Annotated in this window: 23 protein-coding genes; 13 read left to right on the top strand and 10 right to left on the bottom strand. The window is 73.6% G+C overall.

Annotated elements, in window-relative coordinates; translation table 11 throughout:
• Nucleotides 1-6 precede the first annotated feature (6 nt).
• From groES to ACU610_RS16335, 3 genes are all read left to right on the top strand, one after another.
• Entirely contained in the window at nucleotides 7-315 is a 309-nt protein-coding gene (gene groES, locus ACU610_RS16345) for a co-chaperone GroES (protein WP_012950428.1), read from the top strand.
• Between the two features lie 190 nt (nucleotides 316-505).
• Nucleotides 506-2143 (top strand): chaperonin GroEL, encoded by a 1638-nt coding sequence (gene groL / locus ACU610_RS16340; protein WP_446768765.1) that lies wholly within the window; start codon nucleotides 506-508, stop codon nucleotides 2141-2143.
• Nucleotides 2144-2258: 115 nt separating this feature from the next.
• On the top strand, nucleotides 2259-2762 hold the full coding sequence (locus tag ACU610_RS16335; protein WP_446768764.1) for a hypothetical protein: 504 nt from the start codon (nucleotides 2259-2261) through the stop codon (nucleotides 2760-2762).
• Between the two features lie 175 nt (nucleotides 2763-2937).
• On the opposite strand, the gene ACU610_RS16330 is transcribed toward ACU610_RS16335, so the two are convergent.
• Nucleotides 2938-3237 (bottom strand): WhiB family transcriptional regulator, encoded by a 300-nt coding sequence (locus ACU610_RS16330; protein ID WP_446768763.1) that lies wholly within the window; start codon nucleotides 3235-3237, stop codon nucleotides 2938-2940.
• A 341-nt stretch (nucleotides 3238-3578) separates the two neighbouring features.
• Between ACU610_RS16330 and ACU610_RS16325 the strand changes: the two genes are divergently transcribed.
• Nucleotides 3579-4340 carry a response regulator transcription factor gene (locus ACU610_RS16325; RefSeq protein WP_446768762.1) on the top strand — a complete coding sequence of 254 codons (762 nt, stop codon included), beginning with the start codon at nucleotides 3579-3581 and terminating at the stop codon, nucleotides 4338-4340.
• Nucleotides 4341-4608: 268 nt separating this feature from the next.
• Here ACU610_RS16325 and ACU610_RS16320 read toward each other — a convergent pair whose 3' ends face one another.
• The gene (locus ACU610_RS16320) at nucleotides 4609-5592 is read right to left on the bottom strand and encodes a trypsin-like serine peptidase (RefSeq protein WP_446768761.1); all 984 of its coding nucleotides are present in this window, start codon (nucleotides 5590-5592) and stop codon (nucleotides 4609-4611) included.
• Between the two features lie 221 nt (nucleotides 5593-5813).
• Between ACU610_RS16320 and ACU610_RS16315 the strand changes: the two genes are divergently transcribed.
• Complete coding sequence (locus ACU610_RS16315) at nucleotides 5814-5948, top strand: hypothetical protein (protein WP_446768760.1); 135 nt, start codon at nucleotides 5814-5816, stop codon at nucleotides 5946-5948.
• A gap of 411 nt (nucleotides 5949-6359) precedes the next feature.
• Here the strand turns inward: ACU610_RS16315 and ACU610_RS16310 are convergent, their stop codons facing one another.
• The gene (locus ACU610_RS16310; RefSeq protein ID WP_446768759.1) at nucleotides 6360-6764 is read right to left on the bottom strand and encodes a DUF5319 family protein; all 405 of its coding nucleotides are present in this window, start codon (nucleotides 6762-6764) and stop codon (nucleotides 6360-6362) included.
• A gap of 122 nt (nucleotides 6765-6886) precedes the next feature.
• Here ACU610_RS16310 and guaB point away from each other — a divergent pair, with 122 nt between their 5' ends.
• The 4 genes from guaB (at nucleotide 6887) to ACU610_RS16290 (ending at nucleotide 11784) form a co-directional block, all read left to right on the top strand.
• On the top strand, nucleotides 6887-8392 hold the full coding sequence (gene guaB / locus ACU610_RS16305; RefSeq protein WP_446768758.1) for an IMP dehydrogenase: 1506 nt from the start codon (nucleotides 6887-6889) through the stop codon (nucleotides 8390-8392).
• A gap of 73 nt (nucleotides 8393-8465) precedes the next feature.
• Nucleotides 8466-9617: a GuaB3 family IMP dehydrogenase-related protein gene (locus ACU610_RS16300; protein ID WP_446768757.1), complete on the top strand. Its 1152-nt coding sequence runs from the start codon at nucleotides 8466-8468 to the stop codon at nucleotides 9615-9617.
• Complete coding sequence (guaA, locus tag ACU610_RS16295) at nucleotides 9617-11179, top strand: glutamine-hydrolyzing GMP synthase (protein WP_446768756.1); 1563 nt, start codon at nucleotides 9617-9619, stop codon at nucleotides 11177-11179. The genes ACU610_RS16300 and guaA overlap by 1 nt, the downstream gene beginning before the upstream one ends.
• Nucleotides 11180-11334: 155 nt before the next feature.
• Nucleotides 11335-11784 (top strand): type II toxin-antitoxin system VapC family toxin, encoded by a 450-nt coding sequence (locus ACU610_RS16290; protein ID WP_446768755.1) that lies wholly within the window; start codon nucleotides 11335-11337, stop codon nucleotides 11782-11784.
• 63 nt (nucleotides 11785-11847) lie between these two features.
• Here ACU610_RS16290 and ACU610_RS16285 read toward each other — a convergent pair whose 3' ends face one another.
• Together ACU610_RS16285 and ACU610_RS16280 are read right to left on the bottom strand one after the other, a co-directional pair.
• On the bottom strand, nucleotides 11848-12147 hold the full coding sequence (locus ACU610_RS16285) for a hypothetical protein (RefSeq protein ID WP_446768754.1): 300 nt from the start codon (nucleotides 12145-12147) through the stop codon (nucleotides 11848-11850).
• Entirely contained in the window at nucleotides 12140-13057 is a 918-nt protein-coding gene (locus tag ACU610_RS16280; RefSeq protein WP_446768753.1) for a PspC domain-containing protein, read from the bottom strand. The genes ACU610_RS16285 and ACU610_RS16280 overlap by 8 nt, the downstream gene beginning before the upstream one ends.
• 124 nt (nucleotides 13058-13181) lie before the next feature.
• Between ACU610_RS16280 and ACU610_RS16275 the strand changes: the two genes are divergently transcribed.
• Together ACU610_RS16275 and ACU610_RS16270 are read left to right on the top strand one after the other, a co-directional pair.
• Complete coding sequence (locus ACU610_RS16275; RefSeq protein ID WP_446768752.1) at nucleotides 13182-14366, top strand: ATP-binding protein; 1185 nt, start codon at nucleotides 13182-13184, stop codon at nucleotides 14364-14366.
• A complete protein-coding gene (locus ACU610_RS16270; protein WP_446768751.1) occupies nucleotides 14363-15049 on the top strand; it encodes a response regulator in 687 nt (228 codons plus the stop codon). Before ACU610_RS16275 ends, ACU610_RS16270 begins: the two co-directional genes overlap by 4 nt.
• 75 nt (nucleotides 15050-15124) lie before the next feature.
• Here ACU610_RS16270 and ACU610_RS16265 read toward each other — a convergent pair whose 3' ends face one another.
• From ACU610_RS16265 to ACU610_RS16250, 4 genes are all read right to left on the bottom strand, one after another.
• On the bottom strand, nucleotides 15125-16513 hold the full coding sequence (locus tag ACU610_RS16265; protein WP_446768750.1) for an acetamidase/formamidase family protein: 1389 nt from the start codon (nucleotides 16511-16513) through the stop codon (nucleotides 15125-15127).
• A gap of 108 nt (nucleotides 16514-16621) precedes the next feature.
• On the bottom strand, nucleotides 16622-17356 hold the full coding sequence (locus ACU610_RS16260; RefSeq protein WP_446768749.1) for a PIG-L deacetylase family protein: 735 nt from the start codon (nucleotides 17354-17356) through the stop codon (nucleotides 16622-16624).
• Between the two features lie 132 nt (nucleotides 17357-17488).
• A complete protein-coding gene (sigJ, locus tag ACU610_RS16255; RefSeq protein WP_446768748.1) occupies nucleotides 17489-18403 on the bottom strand; it encodes an RNA polymerase sigma factor SigJ in 915 nt (304 codons plus the stop codon).
• Nucleotides 18400-18954 (bottom strand): carboxymuconolactone decarboxylase family protein, encoded by a 555-nt coding sequence (locus ACU610_RS16250; protein WP_446768747.1) that lies wholly within the window; start codon nucleotides 18952-18954, stop codon nucleotides 18400-18402. Before ACU610_RS16250 ends, sigJ begins: the two co-directional genes overlap by 4 nt.
• Before the next feature lie 181 nt (nucleotides 18955-19135).
• Here ACU610_RS16250 and ACU610_RS16245 point away from each other — a divergent pair, with 181 nt between their 5' ends.
• Complete coding sequence (locus tag ACU610_RS16245) at nucleotides 19136-19543, top strand: YybH family protein (RefSeq protein WP_446768746.1); 408 nt, start codon at nucleotides 19136-19138, stop codon at nucleotides 19541-19543.
• Between the two features lie 6 nt (nucleotides 19544-19549).
• On the opposite strand, the gene ACU610_RS16240 is transcribed toward ACU610_RS16245, so the two are convergent.
• Nucleotides 19550-19822: a chorismate mutase gene (locus tag ACU610_RS16240; RefSeq protein ID WP_446768745.1), complete on the bottom strand. Its 273-nt coding sequence runs from the start codon at nucleotides 19820-19822 to the stop codon at nucleotides 19550-19552.
• Nucleotides 19823-20092: 270 nt separating this feature from the next.
• Here ACU610_RS16240 and pcrA point away from each other — a divergent pair, with 270 nt between their 5' ends.
• Entirely contained in the window at nucleotides 20093-22390 is a 2298-nt protein-coding gene (pcrA, locus tag ACU610_RS16235) for a DNA helicase PcrA (RefSeq protein ID WP_446768744.1), read from the top strand.
• The last annotated feature ends 75 nt before the right edge of the window (nucleotides 22391-22465 follow it).

Below are 22465 nucleotides of genomic sequence, written 5' to 3'. Positions count from 1 at the left end.
GCTGACGTGACGACCGCTACCAAGGTCAACATCAAGCCGCTGGAGGACCGCGTCGTGGTCCAGGCCAACGAGGCCGAGACCACCACCGCCTCCGGTCTGGTCATCCCGGACACCGCCAAGGAGAAGCCGCAGGAGGGCACGGTCGTGGCCGTGGGCCCCGGTCGCGTCGACGACAACGGCAACCGCGTCCCGCTCGACGTCAACGTCGGTGACGTGGTCATCTACTCGAAGTACGGCGGCACCGAGGTCAAGTACGCCGGCGAGGAGTACCTGGTGCTCTCCGCCCGCGACCTGCTCGCCGTCGTGGAGAAGTAGAAGGACCCCGTCGTCCTCATCCCTCGCGAGCTCGGGACGAGCCTCGGGACGGGGCCAGCGTCTGGTTCCGTCCCGAGGACGACCCGCCTCTGCACCGACCGCCCCGGCGACCCGAACTGACCGGGTCCCGGGGCGGTCGTCGTCTGAGCTCGCACCCGCCCGTCCCACCCGCACCTGATCGGAAGGGCTCATGGCCAAGATCATCAAGTTCAACGAGGACGCCCGCCGCGCGCTCGAGCGCGGGGTGGACAAGCTCGCCGACGCCGTCAAGGTGACCCTCGGCCCGCGCGGGCGCAACGTCGTCCTCGACAAGAAGTTCGGCGCCCCGACCATCACCAACGACGGCGTGACGATCGCCCGTGAGGTCGAGCTCGAGGACCCGTACGAGAACCTCGGCGCCCAGCTGGCCAAGAACGTCGCCACCAAGACCAACGACGTCGCCGGCGACGGCACCACCACCGCCACCGTGCTGGCCCAGGCCCTGGTGCACGAGGGCATGCGCAACGTCGCCGCGGGCGCCGGCCCGACGGCGCTCGGCGTCGGCATGCGCGCCGCCGCCGACGCGGTCGCCAAGGCCCTCGACGAGGTCGCCATCCCGGTCTCCGACCAGCAGGCCATCGCCGGCGTCGCGACGGTCTCCGCGCAGGACGCCGAGGTCGGCGAGCTCATCGGCCAGGCCATGGAGAAGGTCGGCAAGGACGGCGTCATCACCGTCGAGGAGAGCAACACGCTCTCCACCGAGCTCGACGTCACCGAGGGCGTGCAGTTCGACAAGGGCTACCTCTCGCCCTACTTCGTCACCGACCAGGAGGCGATGGAGGCCGTCCTCGAGGACGCCCTCGTGCTGCTGGTCAGCGGCAAGATCAGCGCACTGGCCGACCTGCTCCCGCTGCTGGAGAAGGTGCTGTCCACCGGCGGCCGCCCGCTGCTGATCGTCGCCGAGGACGTCGAGGGCGAGGCGCTGTCCACCCTCGTCGTCAACTCGATCCGCAAGACCATCAAGGTCGTGGCGGTGAAGTCGCCGTACTTCGGCGACCGCCGCAAGGCGTTCATGACCGACCTCGCCGTCGTCACCGGCGGCCAGGTGGTCAGCGAGGACGTCGGCCTCAAGCTCGACCAGGTCGGCCTCGAGGTGCTCGGCACCGCCAGGCGGGTCGTCGTCGACAAGGACAACACCACGATCGTCGACGGCGGCGGGACCGGCGAGGCCATCGGCGACCGGGTCGCGCAGATCCGCCGTGAGATCGAGGCGACCGACTCCGACTGGGACCGGGAGAAGCTGCAGGAGCGGCTGGCCAAGCTCGCCGGCGGCATCGGCGTCATCCGCGTCGGCGCGGCCACCGAGGTCGAGATGAAGGAGAAGAAGCACCGGATCGAGGACGCCATCGCCGCCACCCGCGCCGCGGTGGAGGAGGGCGTCGTCCCCGGTGGTGGCTCGGCGCTGGTCCACGCGGCCGCGGCGGTCGACGCCCTCGACCTCTCCGGTGACGAGCTGACCGGTGCCCGCGTGGTCCGGCGGGCTCTGGACGCCCCGCTCGTCCGGATCGCCGGCAACGCCGGGTTCGAGGGCCAGGTCGTGGTGGCCAAGGTCCGCGAGGCCGGTGTCGGTCAGGGCTTCAACGCCGCGACCGGCGAGTACGGCGACCTGGCCGCCCAGGGCGTCATCGACCCGGTCAAGGTCACCAAGGCCGCGCTCTCCAACGCCGTCTCGATCGCCGCGATGGTGCTGACCACCGACTCCGCCGTCGTCGAGGCGCCGGAGGAGGAGCCGGCCGGAGCCGGGCACCACACCCACGGCCACTCGCACGGCCACGGGCACAGCCACTGAGCTGACGCCTGAGCCCCACGCGGAGGGCCCGGTCCGGATCGCCCGGACCGGGCCCTCCGTCGTCTGCGCTCAGCGAGGGGTGGGCGCTCGGGTGGTCCTCGACCACCATGGCGGGATGCTGGCCGACGCGTTGCACGCCCCGGGCCCGGCGCACCCCGGGGCCCTCGACGACTTCGGCCGGCTCGTCGGGGCCTGGCGGCTGCACTGGCGCGGCCTGACACCCGACGGCACGTGGCACCGCGCGACCGGCGAGCTGCACGTCGGCTGGGTCCTCGGCGGGCGCGCCGTCCAGGACGTGTGGATCGTGCCCGGCCGGGGTGAGCCCGGTGCCGGGGTGCCGCCGCTGGCCTTCCACGGGACCACGGTGCGCTTCCTGCACCCGGACGGGGACCGGTGGCTGTCGACCTGGATGGACCCGGTGAACGGCCGGGTCCGGCGCTTCACCGGGCGGGCGCACGGTGCGGACGTGGAGCTGCTCAGCGACGACGAGGAACCGTGGCTGCGGTGGCGGTTCACCGACGTCACCCCGGACTCCTTCACCTGGTCGGCGGAGACGTCCCGGGACCGCGGCCGGACGTGGGTGCACGACGAGCTGATGCGGGCCGAGCGCCTGGCGTAGCCCCGCGGAGACGCCGAGAGGGCCGGTCCAGCAGCTGCTGGACCGGCCCTGTCGGCGTCTCGACGGTCGCCCCGTCCCGAGGCTCGCCGCGAGCCTGCGAGCGGCGAGGAGGACGGCGACCTCTCTCCAGGGCCCCACCGCGAGCCTGCGAGCGGTGGGGCAGGGAGGCCCCTCTTCAGACCCCCGCGGCGACGGCGGCGGGCTCCGCGGCGATCAGCCGGGCCCGCTCCTCCTCACTCATGCCGCCCCAGACCCCGTAGGGCTCGCGGACCGACAGCGCGTGCTTCAGGCAGGACTCGATGACCGGGCAGCGGGCACAGACCGCCTTGGCGGCCGCCTGGCGACGGGCCCGAGCCGGGCCACGCTCGCCGTCCGGGTGGAAGAAGAGAGCCGTGCTCTCCCCGCGGCAGGCGCCGTGCAGCTGCCAGTCCCAGACCTCGGCGACGGGGGTGGGCAGGCGGCGGATGTCGGCCATTCGTCCTCCTCGGCTCGGTGCGAGCCGGAGGGGGCGGTCCGGCTGCAAGGGGGCCGGTGCCCGAGCCCTCCGCGGGTCAAACCCGCGGCGACCCTGCATTTTCTCTGTTCCGCTCTCCCCCCGCTGGGTGAGAGCGGGTGTTGCCGCTCCCCGGAGTCGATCAAGGTGGCTGCAGGCCGTGCCGACCACCGCCACGGGACACCCGTCGGCGGTGCCGGTTCCGGCCGCAGCGACGACGGCGGGTCCCCGGACGGGACCGCACGTCCGAGCGACACCCGGCCGGGGGATCCGGGCGGTGGGACCCGGCCAAGGGACGTGTGGCCGGCGAGCGAGGAGCAGGCGTGATCGACGACAGGATGCGCGGCCCTGGGCACGGCACGACGTGCGTGTGGGTCTACGACGAGCGCCGGCGGGTCCGCGACGACGTCGCGGGGCGGCTGGTGGCGCTGCCGTTCGTGGGACGGGTGGAGGTCGTCGGCGACGCCGCCGCCCTCATGGCCCGGCTGGCCACGCGCCAGCCCGACGTCCTGCTGATCGGCACGCAGCGCGCCATGGACTCCGGGTTGACCGTCGCCACCCAGGCGCTGCGGGCCCACCCGCGGCTGCCGGTGCTGGTCCTCGGCGCCCCCGACGACGCCGAGACCGTCCGGGCGGCGGTCGCGGCCGGCGCCCGCGGCTACCTGCGCTGGGACGCGACCGCGCTGGAGATGGGCCTGGGCCTGTCGCGGGTCGGCCTGCGGGTCGACGGCCGCGGCCCTGTGCCGTCCGTCCCGTCGCAGCCGGTGCCGCTGGCCTCGGTCGGCGCGCACACCGGGCACGGCAACGGGACGCCGGCCTGGAACGGTGTCACCCCGCTGGCCGGTACCGCGCCCACGACGGTGCGCTCGACCGTCCGCGAGCCCGCGCCGGTCAGCCTCTCGATGCGCGAGATGCAGGTGCTCACCGGCATGAGCCAGGGCAAGAGCAACGCCCAGATCGGCCGCGAGCTCTACCTGTCCGAGGACACCATCAAGACCCACGCCCGACGGCTGTTCCGCAAGCTGGGCGCCAAGGACCGCGCCGAGGCGGTGGCCACGGGGTTCCGCCGCGGCATGATGAGCTGAGCCGCTCCGGGGATCCGGGCTCCGGTCGTGCACGGTCAGCCGGAGCCGGAGCCGGAGCCCGCGATCGTCCCAGGGGCGCTGATCACCGAGGTGATCAGCGCCCCTGGGACGTCGCGAGGGGACATCCCGCCGGCCGAGACGGTCGACAGCGGGGGCCGCGCAGCAACGCTCGGCTCCTGACGTGCACGTGTGCGCGGTCGGGCACCTCTCGGCCCGCCCCGGTCTCGCTGAGCGGCCCAGCGGTGTAGGTGGGGCAGCGACGCGCCGGTCAGGGCTCGACGGAGAGCGCGTAGTTGATCAACTCGGGCAGTGCCCGGCCGCCCCCGCCCGCGTTGGGGCCACCCGCCGCCCCCCAGTTCTCCGCGCTCTGGGTCACCACCACCCGCGGGCCGGTGTCGCCCGACCACCAACCGAAGTACGGCCCGCCGGACTGACCGGGCACGAGGTCGTTGCGGTGCATCACCCGGAACGAGTTCCGTCCCCCGCTGGTCTCGGCGACGGTGCTGTCCATGACGCCGTTGGTCGTGTACACCGGCCGGACGCCGGAGCCGATGTCCTGGGGGTATCCGATGTGCGCCCAGCGGACGAGCCCGTTCCAGTCCGACGAGTACTCCCGCGAACCCATCCAGCCGGTGGAGTCGCCCAGGTTCGCGCTGAGCACGCAGACCACGTAGTCGAAGGCCGCCTCGTTGGACTGGATGCCGTCGCCGCCGTTGACCCGTTGCCACCAGTAGATGCGGGTGACGTGGGCGGAGCCGAACGGGGTGCTGGTGTCGTACTGCATCGGGGTGAACGTCAGCCAGTCAGAGCCGCCGTTCGGCAGCCAGGGGACGACGTGGCTGGCCGTCATCATGTGCCGGCGGCCGACCATGACACCCGACCCCCAGCCCCCGGGCACCGCCACCCGGCCGCAGGTGCGCCACGGGTAGGTGGTGTCCTGGATGACCGACCGGGTGTCCGGCGCGAACACCGTGGCCGGCTCTCCGACGTCGTCCTGCTGCCCGGGTGGGCGCCGCCACAGAGGACGCCGCTGCAGTTCGGGTCGGAGCAGTCGCGGCGTGGGGCGGAGGGGTGCGTCGTCCGGACGGTGAGCTTCGTGCTCGGCCGCCGCCACTGCGCGCTCGGCGAGATCGGCTCCGGTCACCTCCACGACCTCCGGCCGGGGCGGGAACGTGTGCACGGTGTCGTCGGCCCGCCGCTCGGAGCCGCCGGCCGGCGTGTCCCACTCGGAGGGCGGGAGCGGAGCAGTCATCGCCGGGCCTCCTCGGTGCGCGGGGTGGGCGGACCCGTCTCGGGCGTGGATCGCCGTACCGGTGAGGCGGCGTCATCGGAGCCGGTGGGCTCGCCCCGGTCGTCCTCCTGCCCCGGGGGCCGGCGCCAGCGCGCCGGCCGGTCCTGTGCGTGAGGGGTCGGGTCCGGTGGGGCGAGGTCGGGCATCAGGTGGACGGGCGCACCAGCCGGAGGGGAGGGGGCGTGCTCCGACGGGAGTTCCGCCTGCGTTTCGAGGTCGGCCTCGGTGACCTGCACGACGTCCGGGCGCGGGGGTGGGGGGCCACCCACGGGCCGTCCGGCGCGCTGCTCCCACTGGTCAGGCGGGACGGGATCTGACATCTCGCAGCCTCCTGAGCGGTCACCACGACGACGAACCGCACCGCGGATCCTGCGGCTGGATCGTCACGACCGCGTCACCGCCGCATCACGGACGCCCTGGACCGGCGACCTCGTGGACGCGAGGTCGCCCGCGACGGGCCGGGGCCTGGCAGGAGGACGATGCGAGCGGTCGGCGCCGGCAGGGTCACGGACCCCTGTGCACCGCAGGAGACGCCGTGAGGACGGTGTCCTCACGGGCTCCCCGGGGGCCTACGGCACCAGGGGTGGCACGCACCGTCAGTGGGTGAGCACAGGGGTCGGAGGTGGACCCGGCGAGAGCGTCATGACGTCCACGAGGCGTCGTCCGCCAGGGACTGCCTCGGTGATCCAGCCGGATCCGTCACCCCCCGTCAGCCGTGCTGAGGTCGCTCAGTCATCGCGGGCGTGCTTCCCGGCGCGGCCGCCGTCGCTGCCGGGCTCCTCGCGCTCGGCCATCGCGGCGACCCCGTCGGCGTAGCCGCTGGCGTAGTCCCAGCTGACGTAGTCGTCGGGATCGGGGTCGAACGGCGGCTCGTGCCGGCCGGTCTGGCCCTCCTCGAGCAGCTGGCGGAGGTTGGCCTGCATCAGGGCCCAGTCGACGTGGTGCTCCTCGTCGCAGTCCGGGCAGTCGACGACGATGCCCTTGATGCCGGTCGGCTCGAGCAGCGTCCGGAACACCTCCAGTTCGGCGAGGTCGTCCAGGACGCCGGCCCGTTCCTCCATGGTCAGCGGGGGCGGACCTGGCTGGTCGGCGGACCCGAAGTCGGGCCCGGAAGCGTCGTCCCAAGAACTCACGGGTGCCACGGTAGTGGCCGGACGGACATCACACAGAGCCCCACGGGGCGCCGCCTACGATCGGAAGCGGCTCCCCGCGCGCCCAGGAGGGTGCCGGCCGACCGGAGGGGTGGCGGCAACCGATGCAGCCCGATGAGTTCGTCCCCGAGCTGCCGGCGAAGTTCGCGCCGCTCGGCCTGACCTACGACGACGTCCTGCTCATCCCCGGCGCGTCCGACGTGGTGCCGGCCGAGGTGGACACCAGCAGCCGGCTGACCCGTGACCTCCGCCTGGCGGTCCCGCTGCTCTCCAGCGCGATGGACACCGTCACCGAGGCCCGCATGGCCATCGCGATGGCGCGGGTCGGCGGCATGGGCGTGCTGCACCGCAACCTCGCCGCCGAGGAGCAGGCCGGCCAGGTCGACCTGGTGAAGCGCTCCGAGGCCGGCATGGTCACCAACCCCGTGACCGCCTCCCCGGACAACACCCTGGCCGAGCTCGATGCGCTGTCCGGCCGCTACCGCATCTCCGGCGCCCCGGTGGTCGACGCCGACGGCGTGCTCGTGGGCATCTGCACCAACCGGGACATGCGGTTCGAGACCGACAAGAACCGCCTCGTCCGCGACGTCATGACGCCGATGCCGCTGGTCACCGCCCCGGTCGGGGTGGACGCCGACACGGCCCTGCAGCTGCTGAGCAAGCACAAGATCGAGAAGCTGCCGCTGGTGGACGACGCCGGGCGGCTGCGCGGCCTGATCACCGTCAAGGACTTCGTCAAGCGCGACCAGTACCCCGACGCCACCAAGGACGCCGACGGCCGCCTGGTGGTGGGCGCCGCCCTCGGCGTCGGCGAGGACGCCTACAAGCGCGCCGGGCTGCTGGTCGACGCCGGTGTGGACGTGCTCGTCGTCGACACCGCGCACGGCCACCAGCGGGCGGTGCTGGAGATGGTGGCGCAGGTCAAGGGCGACTTCGGCGTGCAGGTCGTCGGCGGCAACATCGCCACCCGCGCCGGCGCCCAGGCGCTCGTCGACGCCGGGGCGGACGCCGTGAAGGTCGGCGTCGGCCCGGGCTCCATCTGCACCACCCGCGTCGTGGCCGGCGTCGGCGTCCCGCAGGTCACCGCGATCTACGAGGCGGCGCTGGCGGCCAGGCCGGCCGGCGTCCCGGTGATCGCCGACGGCGGGCTGCAGTACTCCGGCGACATCGCCAAGGCGCTGGTCGCCGGCGCCGACACGGTGATGATCGGCGGGCTGTTCGCCGGCGTCGAGGAGGCGCCGGGCGAGCTGGTCTTCGTCAACGGCAAGCAGTACAAGACCTACCGCGGCATGGGCTCGCTGAGCGCGATGCAGAAGCGCGGCAACCAGTCCTACAGCCGCGACCGCTACTTCGCCGACGACGTCCTCTCCGACGACAAGCTCGTCCCCGAGGGCATCGAGGGCCAGGTGCCCTACCGCGGCCCGCTCGCGGGCGTGGCGCACCAGCTCGTCGGCGGCCTGCGCGCCTCGATGGGCTACGCCGGGGCGCAGACCATCGCCGACCTGCAGGAGCGCGGGCAGCTGACCCGGATCACCTCGGCGGGCCTGGTCGAGAGCCACCCGCACGACATCCAGATGACGGTCGAAGCCCCGAACTACCGCGGCCGGTGAGCGACGTGTCCCACGAGGGTCCTGGCGCGAACGAGATGGTCCAAGCACCCAACTACCGGGGTCGGTGACAGGCATGCCCACGCGCGACACCGTCGAGATCGGTCTCAACCGCTTCGCCCGCCGGGGGTACGACCTCGACGAGGTCTCGATCGTCCCGTCCCGGCGCACCCGGGACATGGACGACGTCTCGACCGCCTGGCAGATCGACGCCTTCCGGTTCGACATCCCGCTGGTGACCAGCCCGTCGGACGCGGTGGTCAGCCCGGCCACGGCGATCGCCGTCGGCCAGGCCGGGGGCCTCGGCGTGCTCAACGCCGAGGGGCTGTGGACCCGCTACGACGACCCGGCGCCGGTCTACCGGCGGCTGCGGGACGCGGCCGGGGACGGACCGCCCCCGGTCCCCCTGCTGCAGGAGGTGTACGCCCGTCCGGTCGAGTCCGACCTGATCACCGCCCGCATCAAGGAGATGCGCGACGCCGGGGTGACCACCGCCGTGCGCGTCTCGCCGCAGCACACCCTGCAGCTGGCGCCGGCCGTGCTGGCCGCGGGCGTGGACCTGCTGGTCATCCAGGGCACGATCGTCTCGGCCGAGCACGTCACCACCCAGGGCGACGCGCTCAACCTCAAGGACTTCATCGCCGACCTCGACGTCCCGGTGATCGTGGGCGGCGCGGCCAACTACCAGACCGCGCTGCACCTGATGCGCACCGGCGCGGCCGGCGTGATCGTCGGCGTGGGCGCCGACAGCTTCTCGACCACCGACGCCGTCATGGGCATCCGGGTGCCGCTCGCCAGCGCGATCGCCGACGCCGCGGCTGCCCGTCGCGACTACCTCGACGAGACCGGTGGCCGCTACGTGCACGTCATCGCCAACGGCCGGATCGAGACCAGCGGCGCCATCGCCCGCGCACTGGCCTGCGGCGCCGACGCCGTCCAACTGGGCGAGCCGCTGCGCGCCGCGGCCGAGGCCCCGGGCGGCGGCGTCTGGTGGGACTCCGTGGCCGCCCACCCCCGGCTGCCCCGCGGCGGGACGTCGGCTCCCATCGCCCCCGCCGGTTCGCTGCACGACGTCCTCCTGGGCGAGGCGCACGCCGCCGACGGCCGCACCAACCTCTTCGGGGCGCTGCGCCGGACGATGGCCAAGACCGGCTACCGCGACCTCAAGGAGTTCCAGCGGGTCGACCTGGTCATCGGCGGCTACCAGCCGGCGACCGAGGACGACTGATGGACTTCCCGACCGTCCTCGTCGTCGACTTCGGCGCGCAGTACGCCCAGCTCATCGCGCGGCGGATCCGCGAGGCCGGGGTCTACTCCGAGATCGTCCCCTCCGACGTCCCGGCCGAGGAGATCGTCGCGCGCAAGCCCGCGGCGATCGTCCTCTCCGGCGGCCCGTCCAGCGTCTACGCCGAGGGCGCCCCGCAGATCGACCCGACGCTGTTCGAGGCCGGCGTCCCGGCGTTCGGCATCTGCTACGGCTTCCAGGCGATGGCCGCCTCGCTCGGCGGCACGGTGGCGCATACCGGCGACCGCGAGTACGGCGGCACGCCGCTGACGGTCACCACGCAGGGCCGGCTGTTCGGCTCGCTGCCGGTCGAGCAGTCGGTGTGGATGAGCCACGGGGACGCCGTCAGCGCCGCCCCGCCCGGTTTCACCGTCACCGCCACCTCCACCGGGGCGCCGGTCGCCGCCTTCGAGGACGTCGACCGCAAGCTCGCCGGCGTGCAGTTCCACCCCGAGGTGCGGCACACCGCGCACGGGCAGACGGTGCTCGAGCACTTCCTGTTCGACATCGCCGGCCTCGAGCCGACCTGGACGATGGCCAACGTCGTCGAGGAGCAGGTCGAGCGGATCCGGGCGCAGGTCGGCGACCGGCGGGCGCTGTGCGCGCTGTCCGGCGGGGTCGACTCCGCGGTCGCGGCCGCGCTGGTGCAGCGGGCCATCGGCGACCGGCTGACCTGCGTCTACGTCGACCACGGGCTCATGCGCGAGGGCGAGACCGAGCAGATCGAGCGGGACTTCGTCGCCGTCACCGGCGCCGACCTGCGGGTGGTCGACGCCCGCGAGCAGTTCCTCGGCGCGCTGGCCGGGGTCAGCGACCCGGAGCAGAAGCGCAAGACCATCGGCCGGGAGTTCATCCGCGTCTTCGAGCAGGCGGCCCTCGACGTCGTCTCCGACGCCCAGGCGCACGGCGAGACCGTCGACTTCCTCGTGCAGGGCACGCTCTACCCGGACGTCGTCGAGTCCGGGGGCGGTACCGGGACGGCGAACATCAAGAGCCACCACAACGTCGGCGGGCTGCCCGAGGACCTCACCTTCACCCTCGTCGAGCCGCTGCGGACGCTGTTCAAGGACGAGGTGCGCGAGGTCGGTCTCCAGCTGGGCCTGCCCGAGTCGCTGGTGTGGCGGCAGCCGTTCCCGGGTCCGGGGCTGGGCATCCGGATCATCGGCGAGGTCACCCAGGAGCGACTCGACGTCCTGCGCAGGGCCGACGCGATCGCCCGTGCCGAGCTCAGCGCCGCCGGCCTGGACCGCGAGATCTGGCAGTGCCCCGTGGTGCTGCTGGCCGACGTCCGCTCGGTCGGCGTCCAGGGCGACGGGCGCACCTACGGCCACCCGGTCGTGCTGCGCCCGGTGTCCAGCGAGGACGCGATGACCGCCGACTGGACCCGGCTGCCCTACGACGTCCTGGCCCGCATCTCCACCCGGATCACCAACGAGGTGCCCCAGGTCAACCGCGTGGTGCTCGACGTGACGAGCAAGCCGCCCGGCACCATCGAGTGGGAGTGAGCGGTGCCTAATTTCAGGGAGCGACTGGTCAGGGCGGGGCTCCTCGTGCCCTCTGGGCCACCGCGGCGCCGCCCGAACGCCCAGGAGGTCGCCGAGGCGCGAGCTGCAGCCGGCCGGGGGACCACTCTCTCCGGCATCGTCACGGCCGACCGGTCGTGACCGTCTTCGCCGACTCCAGCGCACTCGTCAAGCTGTATGCCGACGAACCGGGCCACGAGCGGATCCGGGAGGTGTCCCACCTGGTCGTTGCGCAGCTCGCCCGGGTGGAGGTCGCGTCGGCCATCTGGCGCAAGCAGCGCCTCGGCGAACTGGACGCCGGCGCTGCTCGGATCCTCACCGCCGCCTTGGAGGCCGACTGGTTCGGCACCGACGACGAGCCTCCCCGGTTCAGCCCCGTCGCCACGACCGTGGCCCTCCTCGAGGAGGCGGCCCAGATGTGTGCTGTCCACGGACTGCGCGCCTACGACGCCGTCCAGCTGGCCAGCGCCGCCGGGGCCCGGGCCGCGCTCCCGGGGTGCGACACGGTCGCGGCCTTCGACCGACAGCTCAGGAGTGCTGCCGCAGCGGAGGGCTTCGACCTGGTGCCGGCGAGCCTCGAGGGCTGAGTCGCCCCGACACGCACGAGGGTCCGGGGAGCGAGTGCTCCCCGGACCCTCCGGTGCGATGGGTCAGCGCCTGCGGCGCGCCCGGCGCAGTTCGCTCACCAGCAGGGCGACGCCGCCGGCGATCAGGACCAGCCACAGCAGACCGCCCTCGGTGACCAGGCCGATCGGCAGCACCGCGCCGGCCATCAGCACGATCGCCAGGACGACGAAGAAGAGTCCCGGGACCAGGGCGGTGAGGTCGACGCCGCGGCGCTCGGGCCGGGGCGGGTCCTCGGTCGACAGCGGGGTGACGATCTGCCAGTCCCGCAGCTGCTGTTCCTGCCAGGCGGTCGGGGTCGTCGGGAACTCGCTGTAGTCAGGCACGGCGCACCTCCACGTCACCGACACCGGCGTTGATGGTCAGTTCGATCTCGGCCCGGTCGTCCCCGCTCCAGGCGGCACCGGTGCCCCGGACGAGGCCCTCGGCGTTCCCCTGGCCCAGCACGTCGACCTCACCGAGGCCGCTGTTGACCCGCACCCGGACGTCGGCCGAGCGGGGGACCAGCACGTCGACGTCCCCGACGCCGGCGTGCAGCTCCGTGGTCACCGGGCCGTCGAGGCCGGCGAGGTCCAGGTCGGTGAGGTCCAGCGTCGCGTCACCGACCCCGAGGCTGTACTCCGGGCGGACGTCGTCGACGGTGAGCGGCCGGTAGGTGACGTCGTCGATGCCGCCCTCGACGGCCCGCCACGGCTCGGCGGCGACCGCGACCAGCGCGACCGACAGCAGCACGCCGAGGGTGAGCAGCCCGCCCCTCGCCGTCCGTCCGCCGGAGAAGGCGGCGGCGACCAGACCCAGCCCGACGACGAGCAGTGCGGTGCCCAGCACGATCCGCGGGCCGACGTCCCAGTCGGTGAGCCGGCTGAGCAGGACCAGCGAGCCGATGACGATGAGCAGCCCGGCCAGCGTCAGCCCGGGCACCGGCGACCGCGGCCCGGTGACGCGCGGGGCGCGGGCGACGGCGGAGGAGTCCCCGACCGGGCCGGCCGGCATGAGCAGCCACAGCAGCAGGTAGACGGGGATGCCGGGGCCGGCGAGCGCCAGGGCGACGAGACCGACCCGCCACAGCAGCGCGTCGATGCCGCTGTAGTCGGCCAGGCCGCCGGCGACGCCGCCGATGACCTTGTCGCTGCGGCTGCGCCGCAGCGGCGGCCGCGCCGGGGGCCCGGGCGGCGGGGTGTACGCGGCCGCCGGGGGGTCCGGCGACGGCGGAGCGGGAGGCGGTGCGGATGTCATGGCACAGACCCTGCTCGCGGACGGCGGTGCGGTCCATCAGGGAACGCCCCCATCCGACCCGGGTCCCCCTCCCCGGGTGGTTCCTGGTGTCGGGGCGGGCTCCCGCGGTGCGACGATCGACGGCGTGACGACGACCCTGCCCGTGCCCGCGCGGCCGCCGCTGGTGCGTCCGCGCTCGGGCCGCCTGCTGGCCGGCGTGGCCGCGGGGACGGCGGTGCACCTGCGCGCCGACCCGCTGGTCGTCCGAGTGGCCTTCGTCGTGCTCGCCGCGACGGGCATCGGCGTCGTGGCCTACGCGCTGCTGTGGTTCTTCATGCCGGTCGCCGACGCCGACACCGCCCCGGTCGTGGACGAGGCGACCGAGGAGCCCAGTAGCCGGCAGACCCTGGGCCTCGGGCTGCTCGGGCTCGGCGCGCTGATCCTGGTCACCCAGCTCGGCAGCTGGGGCGGCGGCAACCTGGTCCTGCCGCTCGTGCTGGTCGTGGTCGGACTGACCGTCATCTGGCGGCAGCTCGACACCGACCGCACGCTCAGCCGTCCCGGCCTGCCCTGGCTGCTCGCCGGCGGCGTGCTCCTCGGCGTCGCCGGCGTGGTGCTCCTGCTGGCCACCACCGGCCAGCTGGCCAACGCCCGCAACGGCTTCGCCGCGACCCTGGTCATCCTGGTGGGCGTCGCCCTGGCCACGGCCCCGCTGTGGCGCCGGCTGCTGGCCTCACGCGAGGCCGAGCGCACCGCTCGCATCCGCTCCGAGGAGCGGGCCGCCGTGGCCGCCCACCTGCACGACTCGGTGCTGCAGACCCTCGCCCTCATCCAGCGGAACGCCGACGACGCCACCGCGGTCTCCCGGCTGGCCCGCAGCCAGGAGCGCGAGCTGCGCACCTGGCTCTACGAGCCGGCGGCAGTCGCGGGCAGCGGGACCTGGGCGGCGCTGGTGTCCGGGATGGTCGCGGACGTGGAGGCCGACCACGCGCTCACCGTCGAGTCGGTCGTCGTCGGCGACGCCCCGCTGGACGACGCGCTGACCGCCCTCGGCGCGGCCACCCGTGAGGCGCTGGTCAACGCCGCCAAGCACTCCGGGGCCTCCGTCGCCGACCTGTACACAGAGGTGTCGCCGCAGCGGGTCGCCGTCTTCGTCCGCGACCGCGGTGCGGGGTTCGACCCCGCCGACGTGCCCGGCGACCGGCGCGGGCTGCGCGACTCGGTCACCGGCCGGCTGACCCGCCTCGGCGGGACGGCGACGGTGCGCTCGGCACCGGGCGAGGGCACCGAGGTGGAGCTGTGCCTGCCCCGCCAGGAGGCGGCCGCGTGAGCACTCGCCTGTCCCCGGGCGCGTCCGGTCGCCCGACCGTCTTCCTGGTCGACGACCACGCGATGGTGCGCTCGGGCGTGCGCGCGGAGCTCGGCGGCGCGGTGGACGTCGTCGGCGAGGCCGCCGACGTCGAGGGTGCCGTGCAGGGCATCCGGGCCACCGTGCCCGACGTCGTCCTCCTCGACGTGCACCTGCCGGGCGGCGGCGGTCGGGCCGTGCTCGAGACGCTGCGGGCCGAGCTGCCGTCGGTGCGCTGGCTGGCGCTGTCGGTGTCCGACGCGGCCGAGGACGTGATCGCCGTCATCCGCGCCGGCGCCCGCGGGTACGTCACCAAGACCATCTCCGGGCCGGACCTGCGGGACGCCGTCGCCCGCGTCGCCGACGGGGACGTCGTGTTCAGCCCGCGGCTGGCCGGGTTCGTGCTCGACGCGTTCGCCGCGACGACGCCGTCCGCACCGGAGCCCGAGGACCCGGCCACCGACCCCGGTCTGGACCTGCTCAGTGCCCGCGAGCGGGAGGTCATGCAGCTGCTCGCCCGCGGCTACACCTACCGGGAGATCGGTTCGCGGCTGTTCATCTCGGTGAAGACGGTCGAGTCCCACGCGTCGAACGTGCTGCGCAAGCTGCAGCTGTCCAACCGCAACGAGCTCACCCGCTGGGCGGCGACGAACCGCTTGTTGTGAGCCCCGCGAGATCTGCACACTCGCGCTCACCAGGCGTCTGATGGCGACGAGTGTGCAGATCTCGCGGAACAGTCATCAGCGGAAGTGGCTCTTCGGGATGCTCCCGTGCACGCCGACGGTCCGGTCGACCACCTGCGAGACGGTGAAGTCCACGGCCGCGGAGAGGTAGGCGTAGGCCACGGAGCGGTCCATGCCGAGGTCCGTCTGGAGGAAGTCCAGCGCGTTGAGCGTCGCCCGCCGGTTGGCGACGTCGAGGTCGCTGCCCTGGCCGTCCCGGGAGCCGTCGGGGTCCGACAGGCCGATCGGCACCCAGAGGTCCGGGGTCTCGCCGAACGGGTAGTGGAACGCGACCGACGGCACGTCCTCCGATCCCTTCCTGCAGACGGTGAGCCGGAAGGTCAGCCGCAGCGACCCCTCCAGCGCCGTGAGCGCGGCCTCGCCGCTGCCCATCGACATGTGCGGGTCGCCGACCGAGAACAGCGCACCCTCGGTCACGACCGGCACGTAGAACGCCGAGCCGACGGTCAGCAGGTTCACGTCGATGTTGCCGCCACCCAGGGTGGGCGGGATCGAGTTGACGAGCGGGTCGTTCAGCGTCCCGGCGTCCGTGACGGTGGCGACCGCCATGAGACCGGCGAACGGGGAGACCGGCCACGACACCTTGCCGTTCCTCCCCACGGGCAGCGTGGCGACCGGCGTCCCGCCCCGGCCGTTGCTGAGCGGGGTGAAGTGCGAGACGTTGCCGTACCTCATCGGGTCCTTGGTGGAGCGGCCGTCGGTCGCGATGGGCGGCATGACCTCCTCGGGGGCGAGCTCACCGGCGGGCGACAGGAAGGCGGCCGACAGCGCACCCTTGCCGTGCCGGCTGGAGATGACGCCGTAGGGAACCCTGGGGAGTGCGGTCAGTGGCTCGATCTTGAGGACATCGCCCGGCTGGGCGCCCTCGACGTACACCGGCCCGGTGACCACGTGCGGGCCGTCGGCGTCGAAGCTCCGGGTGTGCCGGCTGTAGCCCCTGGCCACGGCGACCGCGTCGTCGAGGACCTGCGTGCGGGGGACCCCCTTGCTGCCGAACCAGGCCACCGGGTCACGGCCCTGGTCCTCGAGCAGCCCCTCGTGGCTGACCGTGTCGACGGTGATCGTCCGGCCGGAGCGGACCCGCACGACCGGGGTGTCGCCGACGCGCGGCAGGTAACCCCAGTAGACCTCCTCCGGACGGGACGGCAGGTAGACGTCGCCGTCGATGGGGCCCCTGCCGGGCTGCAGGATCTCCCCGGGCAGCCTGGTCCGGCCGGTCGGGGCCGCGGACGCCGGCGCAGCGGTGGCGACGCCTGCGGCGGTGGCCGCCCCCACCGCGAGTGCGGCCCGGACGAACGCGCGCCGGCCGAGTCCGCGCTCCAGCAGCTCGGCGGCGGCGGCCGGGTCGGGCCGGTCGGTGGGCGGGTGGTGCGGGCTGCGGGTCACGTGCTCTCCCGGTGCTCGGAGTCGGCAGACGGGGGAGTTGTACGTGGCCTGTGTTACGGCTGGTGATCGGCTGGGAGCCGGGTGTTGCGTTCCGGTTTCCGGCTGCGCTCAGGCGGTGTGCACGACGTGGAACGCCTCGCCGAGACGGCCCGGGGGCAGGCCCAGGCGGCGGCCGGTCTGGCGCATCCAGTCGGTGACGAAGCCCTCGAGGTCGTCGAGGTGGCGGACCTGGGTCACGTGGCTCGTGAGCGCGGCGAACTTCAGCTCGACGACGTCGGTCACGTCCATGACGTGGTCGGCGCGCGGGCTGCTGGTCAGCCACACCTCGGACACCGTCCAGGCCTCGAGGCCCTCGTCGGCGAGCAGCTCGGGGAAGGCGAAGGGATTGCGCGCGTCGGGGTAGACGGCTCGCAGTGTGGACTCGCCGACCGTCATGTGGTCGGGGTGACTGGCTCCGATCCGGTCCCACATCCGCTCGGGGGAGCTGGTCAGCACCCGCTGCGGACGGACCTGGCGGATCACCCGGCTGATGTCGCGGCGCAGGTCGAGGGTGAGCTCCAGCCGGCCGTCGGGGTAGCCGAGGAAGCGGACGTCCGTGACACCGACCGCCTTGGCGGCCGCCTCCTGCTCGGCCCGGCGCAGCGGCCCCATCCGGTCACGGGGGGTCTCGTCGAACCCGCCGGCGTCGCCGTCGGTGACGATCAGGTAGGTGACCTCGGTGCCGGCCGCCGTCCAGGTCGCCACCGTGCCCGCGCTGCCGAAGTCGACGTCGTCGGGGTGGGCGAGCACGCACAGCGCGCGCTCCACGTGGTCGGCGGGCCTGCGGGGCTGCGGGGAGGTCACCGCCGCGAGCCTAGTTGGAGGACCACCCTTCCCCCCACGCCTCGCAGGCTCGGCGCGGGCTCTGAAGAGTGGCCGCTCCTGCCCGCCTCCCGCAGGCTCGCGGCGGGACCCCGCAGGAGGGCCGCCCAGCCATCACCTCCGCAGGCCGGCCAGCTTCTCCGGGTTGCGCACGACCAGCACCTGCTCGACGAGCCCGTCCACCAGGACCAGCGAGATCGTCATGAACGGCGCACCCGCGACCCACGCGACGACGCCGGGAGCTCCGTTGACGTCGGTGACCTCGACGTGCAAGTCGGGGGTCGCCAGTCCCTGGGCGGTGGTCGCCAGCAGGAAGCGGGCCACCTTCTCGGCGCCGTGGATCGGCCGCAGCGCCGCCTTCGCCCTGCCCCCGCCGTCGGTCACCAGGACGACGTCGGGCGCCAGCGCGGCCAGGAGCGCCTCCACGTCACCACCGGTGCAGGCGGCGAGGAAACGCTCGGTGGCCAGCCGCTGCGTGAACCGGTCGGTGTCGAATCGTGGTTGCCGGGCCCGCACGTGCTCCCGCGCACGGTGCGCCGTCTGCCGGACGGCGGCTTCGCTGCGGCCCAGGATCGCGGCCACCTCCGCCGCCGGCAGCCCGAAGACCTCGCGGAGGACGAAGACGGCCCGCTCGGCCGGGGACAGCGTCTCGAGGACCACCAGCAGCGCGAGCGAGACCTGCTCCCCGAGCACGGCGGCGTCGTCCGGATCCGGTGGCGGGGCGGCACCTGCGACGGGGGAGGAGGCGGTGAGCAGCGGCTCGGGCAGCCACGGCCCGACGTAGCTCTCCCGGCGGCTGCGGGCCGAGCCCAGTCGGTCGAGGGCCAGCCGGGACGTGATCCGCACCAGGTAGGCCCGCGGATCGGCGACGTCGGCCCGGTCGGTCGCCGACCACCGCAGCCAGGCGTCCTGGACGACGTCCTCGGCGTCGGCAACGCTCCCGAGCATCTGGTAGGCGACCGTGAACAGCAGCCGCCGGTGCTGCTCGAAGGCCGCCAGCGGGTCGGTGCCGGCGTCCGCGGCGGTCATGCCGTGGCCGGGAGCTCGCAGCGGTCCCGGAAGCCCTGGCTGGTCAGCCCGAGCGCGCTGTTGAACCGCGACCGGACGTTCTCCACGGCCACCATCATGGTGAGCTCGACCAGCTGGGCGTCGTCCAGGTCGCGCCGCAGGTCGGCCACCATCTCGTCGGTCACGGCGGGTGGGGTCGCCGTCACCGCCTCGGCGTAGGCCATCACCCGCCGCTCCAGGTCGGTGAAGACGTCGCTGTCCCGCCAGCGCGGGACGGCGCGCAGCTTGGCGGGGTCCACGCCCTCCTGGGTGCTGATCCAGTACCCGAAGTCGACGCACCAGGAGCAGCCGATCGTGACGGCCGAGGCCATGACGGCGAGGGCCTTGAGCGTGCGGTCGAGCCGGTCCCAGCGGGCGAGCGAGGTCTCGAAGCGGACGTCGGTCAGGAGGACCCGCGGGTGGTGCGCCATGGCGACGAGCGGTTCGGGCACCACGCCGTAGGTCCGGCGTGCGTACCACTCGGCGAGGCGGTTCAGGCGGGTGCGGGGCGGGTCGAGCGGGATGCGGGCCATGGTCGTCGTCCTCTCCGTGGGGGTGACGACATGGAGACGGGACGGCGGCGGCGGGCGTGACACGCCTGCCGGCGTCGGGTCGGTGGGACCTTCCGCGGCCGGGCCTGCGGTCGCATCCTGGCCCCGCTCGGTGCCGCGCGGTGGGTTCGTCGGCGGCACACCCGAGTGGGGGGAGAAGAGCATGGATGCTGCGCTGTCCCGGGCCCTGGAGCGCGTCGCCGACGGGCTGGCGGCGATCGGAGCCGGGAACCCCGGCCCGTACGCGGCCTGCTGGGCGGACTCCGCGGACGTGACCTTGTTCGGGGCCTGGGGTCCGATCGAGAAGGGACACCACGCCGTCACACGGACCTTCGAGTGGGTCGGCAGCCGGTTCAGCGACGGTGAGTTCGTGCCGCGTTACGACGTGGTGGAGGTCAGCGGCGACCTCGCCTACACGGTCGGTCTCGAGCACGGCACGGTGCGCGTCGACGGCGGCGAACCTCAGCCGATCACCATCCGGGTCACGCACGTCTTCAAGCGGATCGAGGACGACTGGTGGCTGGTCCACCGCCACGGCGACTACCCGCCGGCCGACCCGCGACGGCAGTAGCCCGCCTCAGAGACGACCCCGGCCCTGGCGCAGCAGCATCATGCCGAGCGCGGCGCCGTCCGGGCCGAGCGCGGCCTGGAAGCGGGCGAGCACCTGCTGCTCCCGGGACAGCGAGAGCCGGGTGCCGCCTGCGGCGCGGCGCAGCTCGCCGATCTCCCGGGACACGGCCAGCCGGCGCTGGACCAGCGCGATGATCTGGGCGTCGCAGTCGTCGATCTGCCCGCGCAGCTCGGCGATGCGCTCGTCGGCGGCGGGGGTGGTGGGGAGAGTCGCGGTCATCGGGGTCCTCCGGGGCGGGGCGGTGGCCGTCGGACCCCGAGAACGAGAAACGCCCCGGGCTCCTCGGGCCCGGGGCGTCTGTTGCGGCGGTTGCTCAGCCAGCGGTGACGGACACCGGATCCCGGTGGCCGTAGTAAAAGCTGACGGTGGCGAGCAGCACGTCGGCGAGTGTGCCACAGCGCCGACGGCGGTGGCCAGCGTGCCCCCTGGGGACACCGGTCCACGACGGGGGGGGGCCGTGTCACCCGACCGAACTACAGTGGTGTGGTCATGAGCAGCGTCCAGCAGGCCCTCCCCGGCACCGCGTCCCTCCAGCGTTCCGCGTCCGGCTCGGTGGGGCGGGAGTTGGACCGCATGCTCGCCGGCCTCAACGGTCCGCAGCGGCAGGCCGTCGTCCACGAGGGCAGCCCGCTGCTCATCGTCGCCGGCGCCGGCTCGGGCAAGACCCGGGTGCTCACCCACCGGATCGCCTACCTGCTCGGGGCCCGCGGCGTGCAGCCCGGCGAGGTGCTGGCGATCACCTTCACCAACAAGGCCGCCGGGGAGATGAAGGAGCGCGTCGCCGCGCTCGTCGGCCCGCGTGCCCGGGCGATGTGGGTGTCGACGTTCCACTCGATGTGCGTGCGCATCCTGCGCGCCGAGGCGGCCAAGATCGGCCTGAAGTCGTCGTTCACGATCTACGACCAGGGCGACTCGGTCCGGCTCATGACGATGGTGGCCCGCGACCTGGACCTCGACGCCAAGCGCTACCCCGGCCGCAGCCTGGCCGCCCAGGTGTCGAACCTGAAGAACGAGCTCATCGACGAGGAGAGCTACGTCCCGGGGACGGCGCCGGAGAAGGTGCTCGCCGAGGCCTACACGCTCTACCAGCAGCGGCTGCGCCAGGCGCACGCGCTGGACTTCGACGACCTGATCATGACGACGGTGAACCTGCTGCAGGCGTTCCCCGACGTCGCCGAGCACTACCGCCGCCGCTTCCGGCACGTCCTGGTCGACGAGTACCAGGACACCAACCACGCGCAGTACGTGCTGGTCCGCGAACTCGTCGGCACCGGCGAGGGTCCCGTGCCGCCGGCCGAGCTGTGCGTGGTGGGGGACGCCGACCAGTCGATCTATGCCTTCCGCGGCGCCACGATCCGCAACATCGACGAGTTCGAGCGCGACTACCCCGACGCGACGACGATCCTGCTGGAGCAGAACTACCGCTCCACGCAGCGCATCCTCAGGGCGGCCAACCAGGTCATCGCCAAGAACACCGGCCGCCGTCCGAAGAACCTGTGGACCGACGCCGGCGACGGCGAGCTGATCGAGGGCTACGTCGCCGAGAACGAGCACGACGAGGCCGCCTGGGTCGCCGAGCAGATCGACGCGCTGGTCGATGAGGGCAAGGCCAAGCCGAAGGACATCGCGGTCTTCTACCGGACCAACAACGCCTCGCGTGTGTTCGAGGAGGTGTTCATCCGCGTCGGCATGCCCTACAAGGTGGTCGGCGGGGTGCGCTTCTACGAGCGCAAGGAGGTCCGCGACGCGCTGGCCTACCTCAAGCTGGTCGCCAACCCGGCCGACGTCGTGAGCCTGCGCCGCATCATCAACGTGCCCAAGCGGGGGATCGGCGAGAAGGCCGAGTCCTGCATCGAGTCCTTCGCCGACCGGGAGCGGATCGCGTTCGGGTCGGCGCTGCGCCGGTGCTCGGAGGTCACCACCCTGGCCCCGCGGTCGCTCAAGGCGATCCAGGAGTTCGTCGCGCTGCTGGAGGAGTTCGAGCAGCTGGCCGAGACCGGCTCCGGCCCGGCCGCGCTGCTGGAGAGCATCCTCGACCGCACCGGCTACCTCGCCGAGCTGGAGGCCAGCACCGACCCGCAGGACGAGGGCCGCGTCGACAACCTCAACGAGCTCATCTCGGTGGCCGCGGAGTTCGAGGCGGCCAGCCCGGGCGGCTCGGTGACCGACTTCCTGGAGCAGGTCTCGCTGGTCGCCGACGCCGACCAGATCCCCGTCGCCGGGGACGAGGCCGGCGTCGTCACGATGATGACCCTGCACACGGCCAAGGGCCTGGAGTTCCCGGTCGTCTTCCTCACCGGCATGGAGGACGGCGTCTTCCCACACCTGCGCGCCCTCGGGGACCCGCGCGAGCTGGAGGAGGAGCGCCGGCTCGCCTACGTCGGCATCACGCGGGCGCAGCAGCGGCTGTTCATCTCCCGGGCCACGGTGCGCACGAGCTGGGGGCAGCCGGCCTACAACCCGCCGTCCCGCTTCCTCGACGAGCTGCCGCCGGACACCGTGCAGTGGGCGGGCAAGGAGCCGACACCCGCGCCGAGCACCGGTTACCGGTCCGCGCAGCAGCGGGTGGCGGCCACGGGGCTGTCCACCGGCGGGCTGCGCGGCGGCGCGGGCAACCGCCCGGTCATCTCCGTCGACGTCGGCGACCGGGTCAGCCACGACGCCTTCGGGCTGGGCACCGTCGTCGAGGTCAACGGCGTCGGGGACAAGGCCCAGGCCACGGTCGACTTCGGCTCGGGCGGGACCAAGCGCCTCGTCCTGCGCTACGCGCCGCTCGTCAAGCTCTGAAGGACACCGCCGAGCTCGCGCCGGTCGTGCTCCGGTACGGCTCGTCGAGCGGGCCGTCGTCCCGCCGGTCCAGGT

It is taken from the genome of Geodermatophilus sp. URMC 61 (assembly GCF_052931555.1).
Note: the sequence above shows the minus strand (reverse complement) of the source record. Positions and strands in the feature narration are given on the sequence as shown.

What these genes read in the sequence shown, in the direction of transcription:
- ACU610_RS16320 (WP_446768761.1), bottom strand. Translation starts at nt 5,592, where the DNA reads ATGACTGCTCCGCTCCCGCCCTCCGAGTGGGACACGCCGGCCGGCGGC.
- ACU610_RS16250 (WP_446768747.1), bottom strand. Translation starts at nt 18,954, where the DNA reads ATGGCCCGCATCCCGCTCGACCCGCCCCGCACCCGCCTGAACCGCCTC.
- ACU610_RS16280 (WP_446768753.1), bottom strand. Translation starts at nt 13,057, where the DNA reads ATGACATCCGCACCGCCTCCCGCTCCGCCGTCGCCGGACCCCCCGGCG.
- guaA (WP_446768756.1), top strand. Translation starts at nt 9,617, where the DNA reads ATGGACTTCCCGACCGTCCTCGTCGTCGACTTCGGCGCGCAGTACGCC.
- ACU610_RS16330 (WP_446768763.1), bottom strand. Translation starts at nt 3,237, where the DNA reads ATGGCCGACATCCGCCGCCTGCCCACCCCCGTCGCCGAGGTCTGGGAC.
- groL (WP_446768765.1), top strand. Translation starts at nt 506, where the DNA reads ATGGCCAAGATCATCAAGTTCAACGAGGACGCCCGCCGCGCGCTCGAG.
- ACU610_RS16240 (WP_446768745.1), bottom strand. Translation starts at nt 19,822, where the DNA reads ATGACCGCGACTCTCCCCACCACCCCCGCCGCCGACGAGCGCATCGCC.
- ACU610_RS16245 (WP_446768746.1), top strand. Translation starts at nt 19,136, where the DNA reads ATGGATGCTGCGCTGTCCCGGGCCCTGGAGCGCGTCGCCGACGGGCTG.
- ACU610_RS16300 (WP_446768757.1), top strand. Translation starts at nt 8,466, where the DNA reads ATGCCCACGCGCGACACCGTCGAGATCGGTCTCAACCGCTTCGCCCGC.
- ACU610_RS16335 (WP_446768764.1), top strand. Translation starts at nt 2,259, where the DNA reads ATGCTGGCCGACGCGTTGCACGCCCCGGGCCCGGCGCACCCCGGGGCC.
- pcrA (WP_446768744.1), top strand. Translation starts at nt 20,093, where the DNA reads ATGAGCAGCGTCCAGCAGGCCCTCCCCGGCACCGCGTCCCTCCAGCGT.
- sigJ (WP_446768748.1), bottom strand. Translation starts at nt 18,403, where the DNA reads ATGACCGCCGCGGACGCCGGCACCGACCCGCTGGCGGCCTTCGAGCAG.
- guaB (WP_446768758.1), top strand. Translation starts at nt 6,887, where the DNA reads ATGCAGCCCGATGAGTTCGTCCCCGAGCTGCCGGCGAAGTTCGCGCCG.